The following is a 14428-nucleotide window of genomic DNA, read 5'->3' on the forward strand; positions in this document are numbered from 1 at the left end:
AAGCCGCCTTTCGTTCAGCCTTCAGCCTTCAGCCTATCTTTCCGAGTCCGCCGATGTCCCTCTTCCCCCCCGCCATCTTCCTGATGGGCCCGACCGCTTCCGGCAAGACCGACCTGGCCATCGAACTCGCCCGCGTGCTGCCCTGCGACCTGGTCAGCGTCGATTCGGCGCTGGTCTACCGGGGCATGGACATCGGTACCGCCAAGCCCTCGGCCGAGGTGCTCGCCGAGTTCCCGCACCGCCTGATCGACATCCGCGACCCGTTGGAAAGCTATTCCGCGGCGGAATTTCGCGCCGACGCCCTGGCCGCCATGGCGGAGATCAGCGCCTGCGGCCGCATCCCGCTGCTGGTCGGCGGCACCATGTTGTATTACAAGGCGTTGCTGGAAGGGCTCGCCGACATGCCCAGCGCCTCCCCCGAGGTGCGTGTCGAACTGGAGGCCTGGGCCGCCGCTGAAGGATTGGAGGCGCTGCACCGGGAACTGGCGCGGGTAGACCCGCAGTCGGCGGCGCGCATCCATCCCAACGATCCGCAGCGGCTGGTGCGGGCGCTGGAGGTTTTCCGGGTCAGCGGCCGTTCGATGACCGAACACCGCGAGCTCCAGGCCAGGGAAAGCGCAACGGCAGGGGCTTCGGCGGTGGGGCAATTACCCTATACTGTCGCCCAACTGGCCATCGCTCCTGCTCAGCGCCACATTCTTCATGGGCGTATCGCGGAAAGATTTCAGTACATGTTGGAACAGGGCTTCGTCGAAGAGGTCGAAGCCCTGCGCCGTCGTGGCGACCTGTACGCAGGCCTGCCGTCGATGCGAGCAGTGGGTTACCGCCAGGTGTGGGATTACCTGGACGGCAAGCTGTCGCGGGCGGAAATGGTCGAGCGTGGTGTCATCGCCACCCGGCAACTGGCCAAACGACAGTTCACCTGGTTGCGAGGCTGGGCTGGATTACACTGGTTGGACAGCCTGGCTAGCGACAATCTGCCGCGTGCCTTGAAATACCTGAACTCGGTCTCCATATTGAGCTGAGACCTCGGCTGTGGCCGTCTATCCTTGGGGGTGAGGCGGTCCTAATGTCATTTGATTCTTAAAAACTATCCTCAAAGGAGTGCGGCACATGTCAAAAGGGCATTCGCTACAAGACCCTTACCTCAATACACTGCGTAAGGAACGCGTCCCGGTTTCCATCTATCTGGTCAACGGCATCAAGCTGCAAGGTCAGATCGAGTCCTTCGATCAATTCGTCATCCTGCTGAAGAACACTGTCAGCCAGATGGTCTACAAACACGCCATTTCCACCGTGGTGCCCAGTCGCCCGGTGCGTCTGCCCAGCGCGTCCGACAGTGAGTCGTCCGACGTAGAGCCGGGTAACGCCTGATAGGAGTTCGTCTTGTTCTTTGAGCGTCACCAAGGGGGGGAACGGGCCATCCTCGTCCATTTGGAAGGTCAGGATCCCGAGGTGCGCGAAGACCCGCAGGAATTCCAGGAACTGGTGGCGTCGGCAGGCGCGGAAACGATGGCTCTGGTCAACGTTCCGCGTCATCGCCCGAGCGCAAAGTTCCTGATCGGCAGTGGCAAGGTCGACGAACTGTGCGACCTAGTCAAGGCCGAGCAGGCCGAACTGGTGATCTTCAATCACGTCCTGACACCCAGCCAGGAGCGCAACCTCGAGCGCGCCTTCGAATGCCGGGTGATCGACCGTACCGGGCTGATCCTCGATATCTTCGCCCAGCGCGCGCGCACCCATGAAGGCAAGCTGCAGGTCGAACTGGCCCAGTTGGAGCACATGAGCACGCGCCTGGTGCGTGGCTGGACCCACCTGGAGCGGCAGAAGGGCGGTATCGGCCTGCGTGGTCCCGGTGAGACCCAGTTGGAAACCGACCGGCGCCTGCTGCGTGTGCGTATCCGCCAGATCAGGCAACGCCTGGAGAAGGTGCGCAGCCAGCGCGAGCAGGCGCGGCGTGGCCGCAAGCGCGCCGATATCCCCTCGGTTTCCCTGGTCGGCTACACCAACGCCGGCAAATCCACCCTGTTCAACGCATTGACCGCTTCCGAGGTCTATGCCGCCGACCAGTTGTTCGCCACCCTGGACCCGACCCTGCGCCGGCTCGAGCTGGACGACCTCGGGCCGGTGGTGCTGGCCGATACCGTGGGGTTCATCCGCCACCTGCCGCACAAGCTGGTCGAGGCGTTCCGCGCCACCCTGGAGGAATCCAGCAATGCCGACCTGCTGCTGCACGTGATCGATGCCCACGAGCCTGAGCGCGACCAGCAGATCGAACAGGTGCTGGCCGTGCTCGACGAGATCGGCGCCGGCGAACAGCCGCAGCTCGAGGTGTACAACAAGCTGGACCTGCTCGAAGGCGTCGAGCCGCAGATCCAGCGCGATGCCGAGGGCCGGCCTCAGCGCGTCTGGCTGTCGGCCCGCGATGGTGTCGGCCTGGATCTGTTGCGGCAGGCGATCGCCGAACTGCTTGGCGATGACATCTTCATCGGTACTCTATGCTTGCCGCAGCGCCTCGGGCGTTTGCGGGCGCAGTTCTTCGCCCTGGGCGTGGTTCAGAGCGAAGGGCACGACGAGGATGGTGATAGCCTGCTCTCCGTGCGCCTGCCGCGCGTCGAGCTGAATCGACTGGTCAGCCGGGAAGGCTGGCAGCCGGCCGAGTTCCTGGAGCAACACACTTTGCAATAAAGCCTGCCACCGTGTTTTTGCGGCTGATGGCGGGCATTCGGTAGCATTGGCGGGCGCGTCTTCCGACGCGTCTTTGCTTGATCAGTATGGAGAGCGCTATGGCTTGGAATGAGCCGGGGGGCAACTCGAACAATCAGGACCCCTGGGGAGGGCGCCGCGGTGGTGGCGACCGTAAGGGGCCGCCGGATCTGGACGAGGCCTTCCGCAAGTTGCAGGAGAGCCTGAACGGGCTGTTCGGCAACAAGAAACGGGGCGGCGGCGATGAGCAGCGCCCTGGTGGCGGCTACAGCCTGCTGGCCATCGGCCTGGCGGTACTGGCCGCGATCTGGCTGTACAGCGCCATCTATGTCGTCGACGAGCAGGAACAGGCCGTGGTGCTGCGCTTCGGCGAATACCACGAGACCGTTGGTCCGGGCCTGAACTTCTACTTCCCGCCGATCGACAAGAAATTCCAGGAGAACGTCACCCGCGAGCGTGCCTACAGCAAGCAGGGGCAGATGCTCACCGAGGACGAGAACATCATCGAGGTCCCGCTGACCGTGCAGTACAAGATCAGCAACCTCAAGGACTTCGTGCTCAACGTCGACCAGCCCGAGCTGAGCTTGCAGCAGTCCACCGACAGCGCCGTGCGCCACGTGGTCGGCTCGACGGCGATGGACCAGGTGCTGACCCAGGGCCGTGAACTGATGGCCAGCGAGGTCAAGGAGCGCCTGCAGAGCTTCATGGACACCTACCGCACCGGTATCACCGTGACCCAGGTGAACCTGCAGAGTGCGGCGGCGCCGCGTGAAGTGCAGGAAGCCTTCGACGACGTGATCCGTGCCCGCGAGGACGAGCAGCGCGAGAAGAACCAGGCGGAAAGCTACGCCAACGGCGTGGTCCCGGAAGCACGCGGCCAGGCTCAGCGCCTGCTCGAGGATGCCAGCGGTTACCGCGACGAGGTGATCGCCCGCGCCACCGGTGAGGCCGACCGCTTCGGCAAGCTGCTGACGGAATACCGCAAGGCGCCGGATGTGACCCGCGAGCGCCTGTACCTGGAGACCATGCAGGACCTGATGAGCAGCACCAGCAAGGTGCTGGTATCCGGCGACAAGGGGCAGAACAATCTGCTCTACCTGCCGCTGGACAAGATGATCGACAGCCGCCCTGGCGGCTCCAGCGCGTCGGGCGTGCCCGCCGCCGCGGGCAGCGATCTGGGCGCGCGGATCAACTCGGATCTGCAGCAACGTGATCCGCGGACGAGGGAGAGTCGTTGATGGGCAATAAATCATTGATCGCCCTGATCGTCGGCGTGGTTGTCGCGCTGGTCGCCTGGAACAGCTTCTATATCGTGCTGCAAACCGAGCGCGCCGTGCTGCTGCGCTTCGGTCGCGTGGTCGAGCCGGATGTGAAGCCGGGCCTGCACGTCAAGGTGCCGTACATCAACCAGGTGCGTAAGTTCGACGGGCGCCTGATGACCCTGGACGCTTCCACTTCGCGTTTCCTCACCCTGGAGAAGAAAGCGCTGATGGTGGATGCCTTCGCCAAGTGGCGGGTGCTGGATGCCGAGCGCTTCTACACCGCGACTTCGGGCATCAAACAGATCGCCGACGAGCGTCTGTCCCGGCGTCTCGAGGCTTCCCTGCGCGACCAGTTCGGTAAGCGCACCCTGCACGAATCGGTTTCCGGCGAGCGCGACGCGCTGATGGGCCAGGTCACCGCCTCGCTGAACCGCGCGGCGCAGCGTGAGCTGGGCATCGAGGTGATCGACGTGCGGGTCAAGGCCATCGACCTGCCGAAGGAAGTCAACCGCAGCGTGTTCGACCGGATGAGTTCCGAGCGTGAGCGGGAAGCTCGCGAACACCGCGCCAAGGGTAAGGAGCTGGCCGAGGGGATTCGCGCCGATGCCGACCGGCAGAAGCGGGTGATCCTCGCCGAAGCCTATCGCGAGGCGGAGGAGACCCGTGGTGATGGCGATGCCAAGGCGGCGGAGATCTACGCCAGGGCCTACTCCCAGGACCCGGAGTTCTACGCCTTCTACCGCAGCCTGCAGGCTTATCGGCAGAGCTTCTCCGACAAGCGTGACGTGCTGGTGCTGGACCCGAAGAGCGACTTCTTCCGCTATCTGGAGAAGTCCAGACAATGATCAGCACCCCGGCGGACGCCAGTCGTCCGCCGGGGTGACCGATCCGGGAAACGTGTTATGATGGGCCAGCCGGGAAAATCCCGGCTTTTTTGCGTCTGTGGGAATCATGTGGCAGGAACTCGGCATAGCGGTGTGTCTGATGCTGGTGCTGGAAGGCATCCTGCCCTTTCTCTATCCGCGACGCTGGCGCGAGACGATCGTCCAGGTGGCACGGCTGCCTGATCGTCACCTGCGCCTCATCGGGCTGGCCAGCATGCTGCTGGGTACCGCCCTCCTGTATCTGCTTCACTGAAGGCTTGCCGCCCGTACCGAGAGGGGAATGGCGAAATGGCAACGGTAGACCGCTGGCTGCTGCCAGATGGCATCGAGGAAGTACTGCCGCCGGAGGCGGCGCGCATCGAAGCGGCGCGTCGTGAGGTGCTGGACCTGTTCCAGCGCTGGGGCTATGAGTTCGTCGTAACGCCGCACATCGAATACCTGGAATCCCTGCTCACCGGTGCCGGTCAGGACCTGGAACTGCGTACCTTCAAGGTCACCGATCCGCTGTCCGGCCGGCTGATGGGCTTCCGTGCCGACATCACTCCACAGGTGGCGCGTATCGACGCCCACACCCTGCGTCGCGAGGGGCCGAGCCGCCTGTGCTACGCCGGCAGTGTGCTGCACGCCAAGCCGCGCGCGCTGTCCACTTCGCGCAGCCCGATCCAGCTCGGTGCCGAGCTGTATGGCGACGCCAGCCCGGCCAGCGACATCGAAGTGATCAGCCTGATGCTCGACATGCTCGCGCTGGCCCGCGTGCCGGACGTGCACATGGACCTCGGCCACGTCGGCATCTACCGTGGTTTGGCGCGCGCCGCCGGGTTGTCCGGGGAGGTCGAGCAGCAGTTGTTCGACGCCCTGCAGCGCAAGGCGGTCGACGAGGTCGCCGCGCTCACCGAAGCGGTGCCGGCTGATCTGGGCAAGATGCTGCGTGCGCTGGCCGAGTTGTGCGGTGGCCGCGAAGTGCTCGACCTGGCCCAGGCCGCGTTGGTCGAGGCCCCGGCCGAGGTGCACGCGGCGCTGGACGAGCTGATCGCCATCGCCGACGGCCTGGGTCGCCGCTATCCCGAGCTGCCGCTGTATTTCGACCTTGGCGAACTGCGCGGCTACCACTATCACACCGGCGTGGTGTTCGCCGCGTTCGTTCCGGGCGTCGGCCAGTCGATCGCCCAGGGCGGTCGCTACGACGACATCGGCGCCGACTTCGGCCGCGCCCGTCCGGCCACCGGCTTCTCCACCGACCTGAAGACCCTGGTCAGCCTTGGCCAGATCCAGGTCGATGAGGTGCCGCCGGGCATCTGGGCGCCGGACAACCACGACCTGCTGCTCTGGCAACAGGTACAGCGCCTGCGCCGCGACAGGCAGCGCGTGGTTCAGGCATTGCCCGGGCAGGACGTGCAGGCTGCGCGCGCCGCTGGCTGCGACCGCCAGTTGGTCCTGGTCGATGGCGGCTGGCAAGTGGTGCCGCTGGCTTCTTGAGTTTTCCCGCCGGCCCGCGCCGGCATCGAGCTTCCGCAAGAGGGTAAGAATCATGGGTAAGAATGTCGTCGTCCTGGGCACCCAGTGGGGTGATGAGGGCAAGGGCAAGATCGTCGACCTGCTGACCGAGCAGGCCGCGGCGGTGGTGCGTTACCAGGGCGGCCACAATGCCGGCCACACGCTGGTGATCGACGGCGAGAAGACCGTCCTGCACCTGATCCCGTCGGGCATCCTGCGCGAGAACGTGCAGTGCCTGATCGGCAACGGCGTGGTGGTAGCCCCCGACGCCCTGTTGCGCGAGATCACCAAGCTGGAAGAGAAGGGCGTGCCGGTGCGCGAGCGCCTGCGCATCAGCCCGGCCTGCCCGCTGATCCTTTCCTACCACGTGGCCCTCGACCAGGCTCGCGAGAAGGCTCGTGGCGACGCCAAGATCGGCACCACCGGTCGCGGCATCGGCCCGGCCTACGAAGACAAGGTGGCGCGTCGCGGCCTGCGCGTCGGCGACTTGTTCCATCGTGAACGCTTCGCCGCCAAGCTCGGCGAACTGCTCGACTACCACAACTTCGTGCTGGTGAATTACTACAAGGAACCGGCGATCGACTTCCAGTCGACCCTCGACGAATGCATGGCCTACGCCGAGCAACTGGCGCCGATGATGGCCGACGTTACCGCGCTGCTGCATGACATGCGCCACGAGGGCAAGGACATCATGTTCGAGGGCGCCCAGGGCTCCCTGCTGGACATCGACCACGGCACCTATCCCTACGTGACCAGCTCGAACACCACCGCGGGCGGCATCGCCACCGGTTCTGGCTTCGGCCCGATGTACCTGGACTACATCCTCGGTATCACCAAGGCCTACACCACCCGTGTCGGCTCCGGTCCGTTCCCCACCGAGCTGTTCGACGACACCGGCGCGTACCTGGCCAAGCGTGGCCACGAGTTTGGCTCGACCACCGGCCGCGCCCGCCGTTGCGGCTGGTTCGACGCGGTGATCCTGCGCCGCGCCATCGAGATCAACAGCATCTCCGGCCTGTGCCTGACCAAGCTGGACGTGCTTGACGGGCTGGACACCGTGCGCCTGTGCGTGGCCTACGAAGACCAGGATGGCAACCGGATCGAGGCGCCGACCGATGCCGACAGCTACATCGGCCTGAAGCCGGTGTACGAGGAAATGCCGGGCTGGAGCGAGTCGACCGTCGGGGTGAAGAGCCTGGATGAACTGCCGGCCAATGCCCGTGCCTACATCAAGCGCGTGGAAGAGCTGGTCGGCGCGCCGATCGACATCATCTCCACCGGCCCGGACCGCAACGAGACCATCGTGCTGCGCCATCCGTTCGCCTGAGCTGGGTGATGGAAGAGAGAAGGGCCGCCATGTGCGGCCCTTTTTCTTGGGCGTCTTTATTGGTTCCTCGCGTCCGCGGGGATGGCGAGTGTGTGCCCTGAACCCCAGTCATTCCCGCGAACGCGGGAATCCAATAGAGAACCAGCAAATCGCAGGCATAAAAAAACCGAGCCATTCGGCTCGGTTCTTTGAAATTGGTGCCCAGGAGAAGACTCGAACTTCCACGGTGTTGCCACCACTGATACCTGAAACCAGCGCGTCTACCAATTCCGCCACCTGGGCACAGCACGACGATCGCTCATCGCTTGAACCAGTGTTTCGCCGTTGCCGGCACGGAGCACTGTCTCCGTTAAACGATAAACCGAGCCATCAGCTCGGTTCATTTGAAATTGGTGCCCAGGAGAAGACTCGAACTTCCACGGTGTTGCCACCACTGATACCTGAAACCAGCGCGTCTACCAATTCCGCCACCTGGGCACTGAAACGAATGATTGCTCATGTCGTTCCGTGTTACAACGTCTCCTCGACGCTGTGGGCGCGAACTATACGGGCGCCTATTTGGCTTGTAAACCCCTGATGGCGAAAAAATTATTGTCGCCTGAAAAGCTGCGTCGACAGGCAATTTCGCGCTTCAATAGACGAATGACGCATCTATTTGTGCAAAAACAAAGGTAACCCCACTTAAATGGCCGATTGGCAATCCCTCGATCCCGAGGCCGCGCGTGAAGCGGAAAAATACGAAAACCCCATTCCCAGTCGCGAGCTGATCCTTCATCACCTCGCCGAGCGCGGCTCGCCGGCGAGCCGTGAGCAGCTCCTCGAAGAATTCGGCCTGACCGAAGAGGAGCAGGTCGAAGCACTGCGCCGCCGTCTGCGCGCCATGGAGCGCGATGGGCAACTGATCTATACCCGTCGTGGCACCTACGCGCCGGTGGACAAGCTGGACCTGATCCGCGGCCGCGTCAGCGGGCACCGCGACGGCTTCGGCTTCATGGTCCCGGACGACGGCAGCGACGACCTGTTCCTCAGTCCGGGGCAGATGCGCCTGGTGTTCGACGGCGACATCGTGCTCGCCCGGGTCTCCGGCTTCGACCGGCGTGGCCGCCGCGAAGGCGCCATCGTCGAGATCCTCGAACGTGCCCACGAAACCGTGGTCGGCCGTTATTTCGAGGAAGGCGGCATCGGCTTCGTCACCCCGGACAATCCCAAGGTCCAGCAGGAGGTGCTGGTCACCCCTGGACGCACCGCCGGCGCCAAGGTCGGCCAGTTCGTCGAGATCAGGATCACCCACTGGCCGACCGCGCGCTTCCAGCCGCAGGGCGACATCGTCGAGGTGATCGGCAACTACATGGCGCCGGGCATGGAGATCGACGTCGCCCTGCGCAGCTATGACATCCCCCATGTCTGGCCGCAGGCGGTGATCCGCGAGGCGCGCAAGCTCAAGCCGGAAGTCGAGGAGAAGGACAAGGAGAAGCGCATCGACCTGCGCCACCTGCCGTTCGTCACCATCGACGGTGAGGACGCGCGCGACTTCGACGACGCCGTGTACTGCGAGAAGAACAGCAGCCGCTGGAAGCTGTTTTCCGGCGGCTGGAAGCTCTACGTGGCGATCGCCGACGTGTCGCACTACGTCAAGGTCGGTTCGGCGCTGGACGAAGAGGCGCAGGTGCGCGGCAACTCGGTGTACTTCCCCGAGCGCGTGGTGCCGATGCTGCCCGAGGAGCTTTCCAACGGCCTGTGCTCGCTGAATCCGCACGTCGACCGCCTGGCGATGGTCTGCGAGATGAGCCTTTCCAAGACCGGCAAGCTGGTCGACTACCAGTTCTACGAGGCGGTGATCCACTCCCATGCGCGGCTGACCTACAACAAGGTCAGCGCCATGCTCGAACAGCCGAAGAGTGCCGAGGCCAAGAAGCTGCGTGGCGAGTACGCCGAGGTGGTGCCGCATCTCAAGGAACTCTACGCGCTGTACAAGGTGCTGCTGGCGGCGCGCCACGAGCGTGGCGCCATCGACTTCGAGACCCAGGAGACGCGCATCATCTTCGGCTCCGGGCGCAAGATCGCCGAGATCAGGCCAACCCAGCGCAACGATGCGCACAAGCTCATCGAGGAATGCATGCTGGCCGCCAACGTGGCGACCGCGCGTTTCATGCAGGATCACGACATTCCGTCCCTGTACCGCGTGCACGACGGTCCGCCGCCGGAGCGCCTGGAGAAGCTGCGCGCCTTCCTCGGCGAGCTGGGCCTGTCGCTGCAGCGTGGCAAGAAACCCAAGGAAGGGCCGTCGCCGAAGGATTACCAGGCCCTGCTGGAAACCATCCAGGACCGCCCGGACTTCCACCTGATCCAGACCGTGATGCTGCGCTCGCTGAGCCAGGCGGTGTACAGCGCCGACAACAACGGCCACTTCGGTCTCAACTACGAGGCCTACACCCACTTCACCTCGCCGATCCGCCGCTATCCGGACCTGCTGGTGCATCGCGCGATCCGCAGCGTGATCCGCTCCAGGCGCGAGACCCCGCACGTCAAGCGGGCCGGCGCGCCGAGCATGCCCAAGGCGCGCATCTATCCGTATGACGAGGCGGGCCTGGAGAAGCTTGGCGAGCAGTGCTCGATGACCGAGCGGCGCGCGGACGAGGCCACCCGCGACGTGGTCAACTGGCTCAAGTGCGAGTTCATGCAGGACCGCGTCGGCGAGGTTTTCGACGGCGTGATTACCGCGGCGACCGGTTTCGGCATCTTCGTCGAGCTGACCGACATCTTCGTCGAGGGTCTGGTGCACGTCACCGCGTTGCCGGCCGACTACTACCACTTCGACCCGGTGCACCATCGCCTGTCCGGCGAGCGCAGCGGCCGCAGCTTCCGCCTCGGCGACAGCGTGCAGGTCAAGGTCATGCGCGTCGATCTGGACGAGCGCAAGATCGACTTCGAACTGGCCGAAGGCGTGCAGGGCAAGGCCTCGCCGAAGCGCAGCCGCGGTGCCGAGACCCCGGCGAAGCGTGGGGGCAAGACCGGTGGCGCGGAACTCGGTAATACCGACGTGCAGAAGAGTCGCGCGGTGAAGCAGGCGCTGCTCGCCGAAGCCAAGTCGGGCGGACGCGACAAGGGCCGGCCGGCGGCGAATGCGAAGCAGCCGGCAAAGCCGAGCAAGCACCGCAAGGGCGGTAAGCCCAAGTCGGCTGCGCCGGCGCCTGCCGCGAGCAAACCCCGTAAACGCAAGGCCAAGTCATGAGTCAGTGGGAAAAGATCTACGGCGTGCATGCCGTGGAAGCGTTGCTGCGTCACCATCCCAAGCGCGTCAAGCGCATCTGGCTGGCCGAAGGGCGGCGCGACCCGCGCGTGCAGACCTTGCTGGACCTGGCCGGACGGGCGCGGGTCGAGGTCGGCCAGGTCGACCGCCGTGAGCTGGACGAATGGATCGAGGGCGTGCACCAGGGCGTGGTGGCGGAGGTCAGCCCCAGCCAGGTGTGGGGCGAGGCGATGCTCGAGGAACTGCTCGACCGCACCGAGAGCGTGCCGCTGCTGCTGGTGCTGGACGGCGTCACCGACCCGCACAACCTCGGCGCCTGCCTGCGTACCGCCGATGCCGCCGGGGCGCTGGCGGTGATCGTGCCCAAGGACAAGTCGGCGACTCTCAACGCCACCGTGCGCAAGGTCGCCTGCGGCGCCGCCGAGGTGATTCCACTGGTCGCCGTCACCAACCTGGCGCGCAGCCTGGAAAAGCTCCAGCAACGCGGCCTGTGGGTGGTCGGCACCGCCGGCGAGGCCGAGCAGGAGCTCTACCAGCAGGACCTCACCGGGCCGCTGGTGCTGGTGATGGGCGCGGAAGGCAAGGGCATGCGCCGGCTGACCCGCGAGCACTGCGACTATCTCGTCAAGCTGCCGATGGCTGGCAGCGTCAGCAGCCTCAACGTCTCGGTGGCCACCGGGGTGTGCCTGTTCGAGGCGGTCAGGCAGCGGCAGGTTGTGGGCAAGAGCCGATAAAAGCGCTGGAGGCTGGAGGGCTGGACGAAAAGGCGGCCCGGCTTTTGTAGGGTGCGCCGCGCGCACCGTTTACCCTGGCGCCAGCAGGGTGTTTCGCCGGAAACGTAGGTGTTGGAACCGGATCGGTGCGCATGGCGCACCCTACGTGAAAGCCTCTCCCTCGACCGTCATCCCCGCGAACGCGGGGACCCAGTAAACAGCCTCCCGGATTTCATCCGGGCTACTCGTTCGCTGTTGTAGGAGCCAGCTTGCTGGCGATGCTTTGGCGTTTCTGGGGATCGCGCGCATGGCGCGCTCCTATAGGTCGGCATCGATGTTGACCTGTAGGATCGGCGGGGACGCCCAGTTCCATGGCCGCGAAAAAAGGTTTGACGCAGAAGGTGAATGGCCAGCCTCCAGCCTGCTCAAATAATCGCCAGTCCGCCTTGCGCCGGCCGGGCTGCTTCCCTAGAATGTCGCCCCTTGCCGCGCTGGCAGGCCTTTGCGCGCCTCCGGCCCGGCAAACCAAGAAGAGTCATTCACTCCTTGCCTGACCGCTCCGGTGGCAGGCTACAACCCGTAAGGAGCATTTATGCGTCATTACGAAATCGTCTTTCTGGTTCACCCGGACCAGAGCGAGCAAGTCGGCGGCATGGTCGAGCGTTACACCAAGCTGATCGAAGAAGATGGCGGCAAGATCCACCGCCTGGAAGACTGGGGCCGTCGTCAACTGGCCTACGCCATCAACAACGTCCACAAAGCCCACTACGTGCTGATGAACGTTGAGTGCACCGGCAAGGCGCTGGCCGAGCTGGAAGACAACTTCCGCTACAACGATGCCGTGATCCGTAACCTAGTCATCCGTCGCGACGAAGCCGTCACCGGTCAGTCCGAGATGCTCAAGGCCGAGGAAAACCGCAGTGAGCGTCGTGAGCGTCGCGAGCGCGTCGAGAGTGCTGAAACCGCCGAGGGCGAGGACAGCAGCGACAGCGAAAACGCTGACGAGTAATCCACGGATCTATTGAGGAGCCACTGTCATGGCACGTTTCTTCCGTCGTCGTAAGTTCTGCCGTTTCACCGCTGAAGACGTGAAAGAGATCGACTACAAGGATCTCAACACCCTGAAGGCCTACATCTCGGAAACCGGCAAGATCGTTCCTAGCCGTATCACCGGTACCAAGGCTCGCTATCAGCGTCAGTTGGGCACCGCTATCAAGCGCGCCCGTTTCCTGGCCCTGCTGCCCTACACCGACAGCCACGGCCGCTGAGAGCGGACGGTCGACAAGCAGTAAGGATTGAATCGCATGCGTGCCCTGGCTGAGTTCATCATGCGCGGACGTATGCAAGCCACCCTCGTGGTGGTGGGGTCTGCGGCATTGCCGCTGTTGTTCTGGTTGAGCGCCGCCGCCGGCAGCCTGGTATTGCTGCGGCGCGGTCTGAACGATGCGTTGGGCATCGTGCTCTGGGCCATACTGCCGGCCGTGGGCTGGTGGTATTTCGGCGAGCCGCGCACCGTGCTGGTGCTGGTGGGTACGCTGGTCCTGGCGTTGTTGTTGCGCGCCAGCGAGTCCTGGGTACGGGTATTGCTGGCCAGCGTGGCGCTCGGCGTGGTGTATGGCGTGGTATTGGGCTCGGCGTTTCGCGAACCCATCGAGGCGATCGCGGCGGAGTTGCAGAAACTCATGCCGCAGATGCTCGGTGGACTCCACCAGCAGATGGGGGAGGAAGAGCAGGCGCGGCTGAATGCCTTGCTGGCACCGGTGCTGACCGGATTGATGGCGGGTCTGCTGCAAGCGGCCAGTCTGCTGAGCCTGATGCTCGGGCGTTACTGGCAGGCCGCGTTGTACAACCCCGGTGGTTTCGGCCGCGAGTTCCGCGCGCTGCGACTGCCGCTGGCGCTGGCGCTATTGCTCCTGGCCGGCATGCTGCTCGGCCCCAACCTCGGGGTCCAGGCCGCGATGCTGACGCCGCTGTGCAGCGTGCCGCTGGCGTTCGCCGGGCTGGCCCTGATCCATGGGCTGGTGGAGCAAGGCAAGCTGGGCAAGTTCTGGCTGGTCGGGCTGTACGTGACCCTGTTGCTGTTCATGCAACTGATTTATCCGTTACTGGTGGTGTTTGCCATTGTCGACAGTCTGATTGATTTTCGCGGTCGCCTGGCGCGCAAGAACGGCGCCGGACCCGCGAACGGTGAAGGTTAAAAGTTAAGAGGTAAGACCCAAATGGAAGTCATCCTGCTGGAAAAAATCGCCAATCTGGGCAACCTGGGCGACAAGGTGAGCGTCAAGTCCGGTTACGGCCGTAACTACCTGCTGCCGCAAGGCAAGGCCACCGCCGCTACCCCGGCCAACATCGCCGCGTTCGAAGCCCGTCGCGCCGAGCTGGAAAAAGCCGCTGCCGACAAGAAGGCCGCAGCCGAAACCCGCGCCGCGCAACTGGCCGAGCTGGAAGTCACCATCACCGCCACCGCTGGCGATGAAGGCAAGCTGTTCGGCTCCATCGGCACCCACGACATCGCCGACGCGCTGACCGCCGCTGGCGTCGAAGTGGCCAAGAGCGAAGTTCGCCTGCCCAACGGCACCATCCGCAACGTTGGCGAGTTCGACATCGCGCTGCACCTGCACACCGACGTCGAAGCTTCCGTCCGCGTCATCGTGGTGGCTGCCTAAGCAATACCGATCGCCTTTGCACCTTCGGGTGCGGGCGGTAACATCGGGCACGGTCCTGCGTGAGCGGGCCGTGCCCTTTGTTTTTGGGTTATATCCCCGCCTCCCGAGAGAAGAATGGGGAATGCC

Annotated in this window: 14 protein-coding genes and 2 tRNA genes; 14 read left to right on the forward strand and 2 right to left on the reverse strand. The window is 64.5% G+C overall.

Annotation, left to right across the window (positions count from 1 at the left end; all coding sequences use genetic code 11):
* The first annotated feature begins 53 nt into the window (after nt 1-53).
* The 8 genes from miaA to PSEWESI4_RS04145 all read left to right on the forward strand — a co-directional run bounded on the left by miaA (nt 54) and on the right by PSEWESI4_RS04145 (nt 7673).
* Nucleotides 54-1025 (forward strand): tRNA (adenosine(37)-N6)-dimethylallyltransferase MiaA, encoded by a 972-nt coding sequence (miaA, locus tag PSEWESI4_RS04110; RefSeq protein ID WP_187669910.1) that lies wholly within the window; start codon nt 54-56, stop codon nt 1023-1025.
* A gap of 88 nt (nt 1026-1113) precedes the next feature.
* Entirely contained in the window at nt 1114-1374 is a 261-nt protein-coding gene (gene hfq / locus PSEWESI4_RS04115) for an RNA chaperone Hfq (RefSeq protein WP_187669911.1), read from the forward strand.
* A gap of 12 nt (nt 1375-1386) precedes the next feature.
* On the forward strand, nt 1387-2688 hold the full coding sequence (gene hflX / locus PSEWESI4_RS04120; RefSeq protein WP_187669912.1) for a ribosome rescue GTPase HflX: 1302 nt from the start codon (nt 1387-1389) through the stop codon (nt 2686-2688).
* Between the two features lie 98 nt (nt 2689-2786).
* On the forward strand, nt 2787-3944 hold the full coding sequence (gene hflK / locus PSEWESI4_RS04125; protein WP_187669913.1) for an FtsH protease activity modulator HflK: 1158 nt from the start codon (nt 2787-2789) through the stop codon (nt 3942-3944).
* Complete coding sequence (gene hflC / locus PSEWESI4_RS04130) at nt 3944-4813, forward strand: protease modulator HflC (protein ID WP_187669914.1); 870 nt, start codon at nt 3944-3946, stop codon at nt 4811-4813. Before hflK ends, hflC begins: the two co-directional genes overlap by 1 nt.
* Before the next feature lie 106 nt (nt 4814-4919).
* The gene (locus PSEWESI4_RS04135) at nt 4920-5105 is read left to right on the forward strand and encodes a DUF2065 domain-containing protein (RefSeq protein WP_187669915.1); all 186 of its coding nucleotides are present in this window, start codon (nt 4920-4922) and stop codon (nt 5103-5105) included.
* Between the two features lie 35 nt (nt 5106-5140).
* Nucleotides 5141-6328 (forward strand): ATP phosphoribosyltransferase regulatory subunit, encoded by a 1188-nt coding sequence (locus PSEWESI4_RS04140; RefSeq protein ID WP_187669916.1) that lies wholly within the window; start codon nt 5141-5143, stop codon nt 6326-6328.
* 52 nt (nt 6329-6380) lie between these two features.
* Nucleotides 6381-7673 carry an adenylosuccinate synthase gene (locus PSEWESI4_RS04145; RefSeq protein WP_187669917.1) on the forward strand — a complete coding sequence of 431 codons (1293 nt, stop codon included), beginning with the start codon at nt 6381-6383 and terminating at the stop codon, nt 7671-7673.
* Nucleotides 7674-7868: 195 nt separating this feature from the next.
* Here the strand turns inward: PSEWESI4_RS04145 and PSEWESI4_RS04150 are convergent.
* Both PSEWESI4_RS04150 and PSEWESI4_RS04155 read right to left on the reverse strand, forming a co-directional pair.
* Nucleotides 7869-7955, reverse strand: a tRNA-Leu gene (locus PSEWESI4_RS04150).
* 108 nt (nt 7956-8063) lie between these two features.
* Nucleotides 8064-8150 (reverse strand) — tRNA-Leu (locus tag PSEWESI4_RS04155).
* A gap of 208 nt (nt 8151-8358) precedes the next feature.
* Here PSEWESI4_RS04155 and rnr point away from each other — a divergent pair.
* From rnr to rplI, 6 genes are all read left to right on the forward strand, one after another.
* Nucleotides 8359-10905 (forward strand): ribonuclease R, encoded by a 2547-nt coding sequence (gene rnr, locus PSEWESI4_RS04160; protein WP_187669918.1) that lies wholly within the window; start codon nt 8359-8361, stop codon nt 10903-10905.
* Complete coding sequence (gene rlmB, locus PSEWESI4_RS04165) at nt 10902-11657, forward strand: 23S rRNA (guanosine(2251)-2'-O)-methyltransferase RlmB (protein ID WP_187669919.1); 756 nt, start codon at nt 10902-10904, stop codon at nt 11655-11657. Before rnr ends, rlmB begins: the two co-directional genes overlap by 4 nt.
* A 571-nt stretch (nt 11658-12228) precedes the next feature.
* The gene (gene rpsF, locus PSEWESI4_RS04170) at nt 12229-12645 is read left to right on the forward strand and encodes a 30S ribosomal protein S6 (protein WP_187669920.1); all 417 of its coding nucleotides are present in this window, start codon (nt 12229-12231) and stop codon (nt 12643-12645) included.
* A gap of 28 nt (nt 12646-12673) precedes the next feature.
* Nucleotides 12674-12904: a 30S ribosomal protein S18 gene (rpsR, locus tag PSEWESI4_RS04175; protein WP_119891859.1), complete on the forward strand. Its 231-nt coding sequence runs from the start codon at nt 12674-12676 to the stop codon at nt 12902-12904.
* A 36-nt stretch (nt 12905-12940) separates the two neighbouring features.
* Nucleotides 12941-13834, forward strand: coding sequence for a YybS family protein (locus PSEWESI4_RS04180; protein WP_187669921.1), 894 nt, complete (start codon nt 12941-12943; stop codon nt 13832-13834).
* A 21-nt stretch (nt 13835-13855) separates the two neighbouring features.
* Complete coding sequence (gene rplI / locus PSEWESI4_RS04185) at nt 13856-14302, forward strand: 50S ribosomal protein L9 (protein ID WP_187669922.1); 447 nt, start codon at nt 13856-13858, stop codon at nt 14300-14302.
* Nucleotides 14303-14428: the final 126 nt, after the last annotated feature.

This window comes from Zestomonas carbonaria, from assembly GCF_904061905.1.
GTDB lineage: Bacteria > Pseudomonadota > Gammaproteobacteria > Pseudomonadales > Pseudomonadaceae > Aquipseudomonas > Aquipseudomonas carbonaria.

Bases quoted from the DNA above. Each gene is read 5' to 3' on its own strand.
- rlmB (WP_187669919.1), top strand. From the start codon at position 10,902: ATGAGTCAGTGGGAAAAGATCTACGGCGTGCATGCCGTGGAAGCGTTG.
- PSEWESI4_RS04140 (WP_187669916.1), top strand. From the start codon at position 5,141: ATGGCAACGGTAGACCGCTGGCTGCTGCCAGATGGCATCGAGGAAGTA.
- rpsF (WP_187669920.1), top strand. From the start codon at position 12,229: ATGCGTCATTACGAAATCGTCTTTCTGGTTCACCCGGACCAGAGCGAG.
- hflK (WP_187669913.1), top strand. From the start codon at position 2,787: ATGGCTTGGAATGAGCCGGGGGGCAACTCGAACAATCAGGACCCCTGG.
- rpsR (WP_119891859.1), top strand. From the start codon at position 12,674: ATGGCACGTTTCTTCCGTCGTCGTAAGTTCTGCCGTTTCACCGCTGAA.
- hfq (WP_187669911.1), top strand. From the start codon at position 1,114: ATGTCAAAAGGGCATTCGCTACAAGACCCTTACCTCAATACACTGCGT.
- rplI (WP_187669922.1), top strand. From the start codon at position 13,856: ATGGAAGTCATCCTGCTGGAAAAAATCGCCAATCTGGGCAACCTGGGC.
- PSEWESI4_RS04145 (WP_187669917.1), top strand. From the start codon at position 6,381: ATGGGTAAGAATGTCGTCGTCCTGGGCACCCAGTGGGGTGATGAGGGC.
- PSEWESI4_RS04180 (WP_187669921.1), top strand. From the start codon at position 12,941: ATGCGTGCCCTGGCTGAGTTCATCATGCGCGGACGTATGCAAGCCACC.
- miaA (WP_187669910.1), top strand. From the start codon at position 54: ATGTCCCTCTTCCCCCCCGCCATCTTCCTGATGGGCCCGACCGCTTCC.
- hflC (WP_187669914.1), top strand. From the start codon at position 3,944: ATGGGCAATAAATCATTGATCGCCCTGATCGTCGGCGTGGTTGTCGCG.
- rnr (WP_187669918.1), top strand. From the start codon at position 8,359: ATGGCCGATTGGCAATCCCTCGATCCCGAGGCCGCGCGTGAAGCGGAA.
- PSEWESI4_RS04135 (WP_187669915.1), top strand. From the start codon at position 4,920: ATGTGGCAGGAACTCGGCATAGCGGTGTGTCTGATGCTGGTGCTGGAA.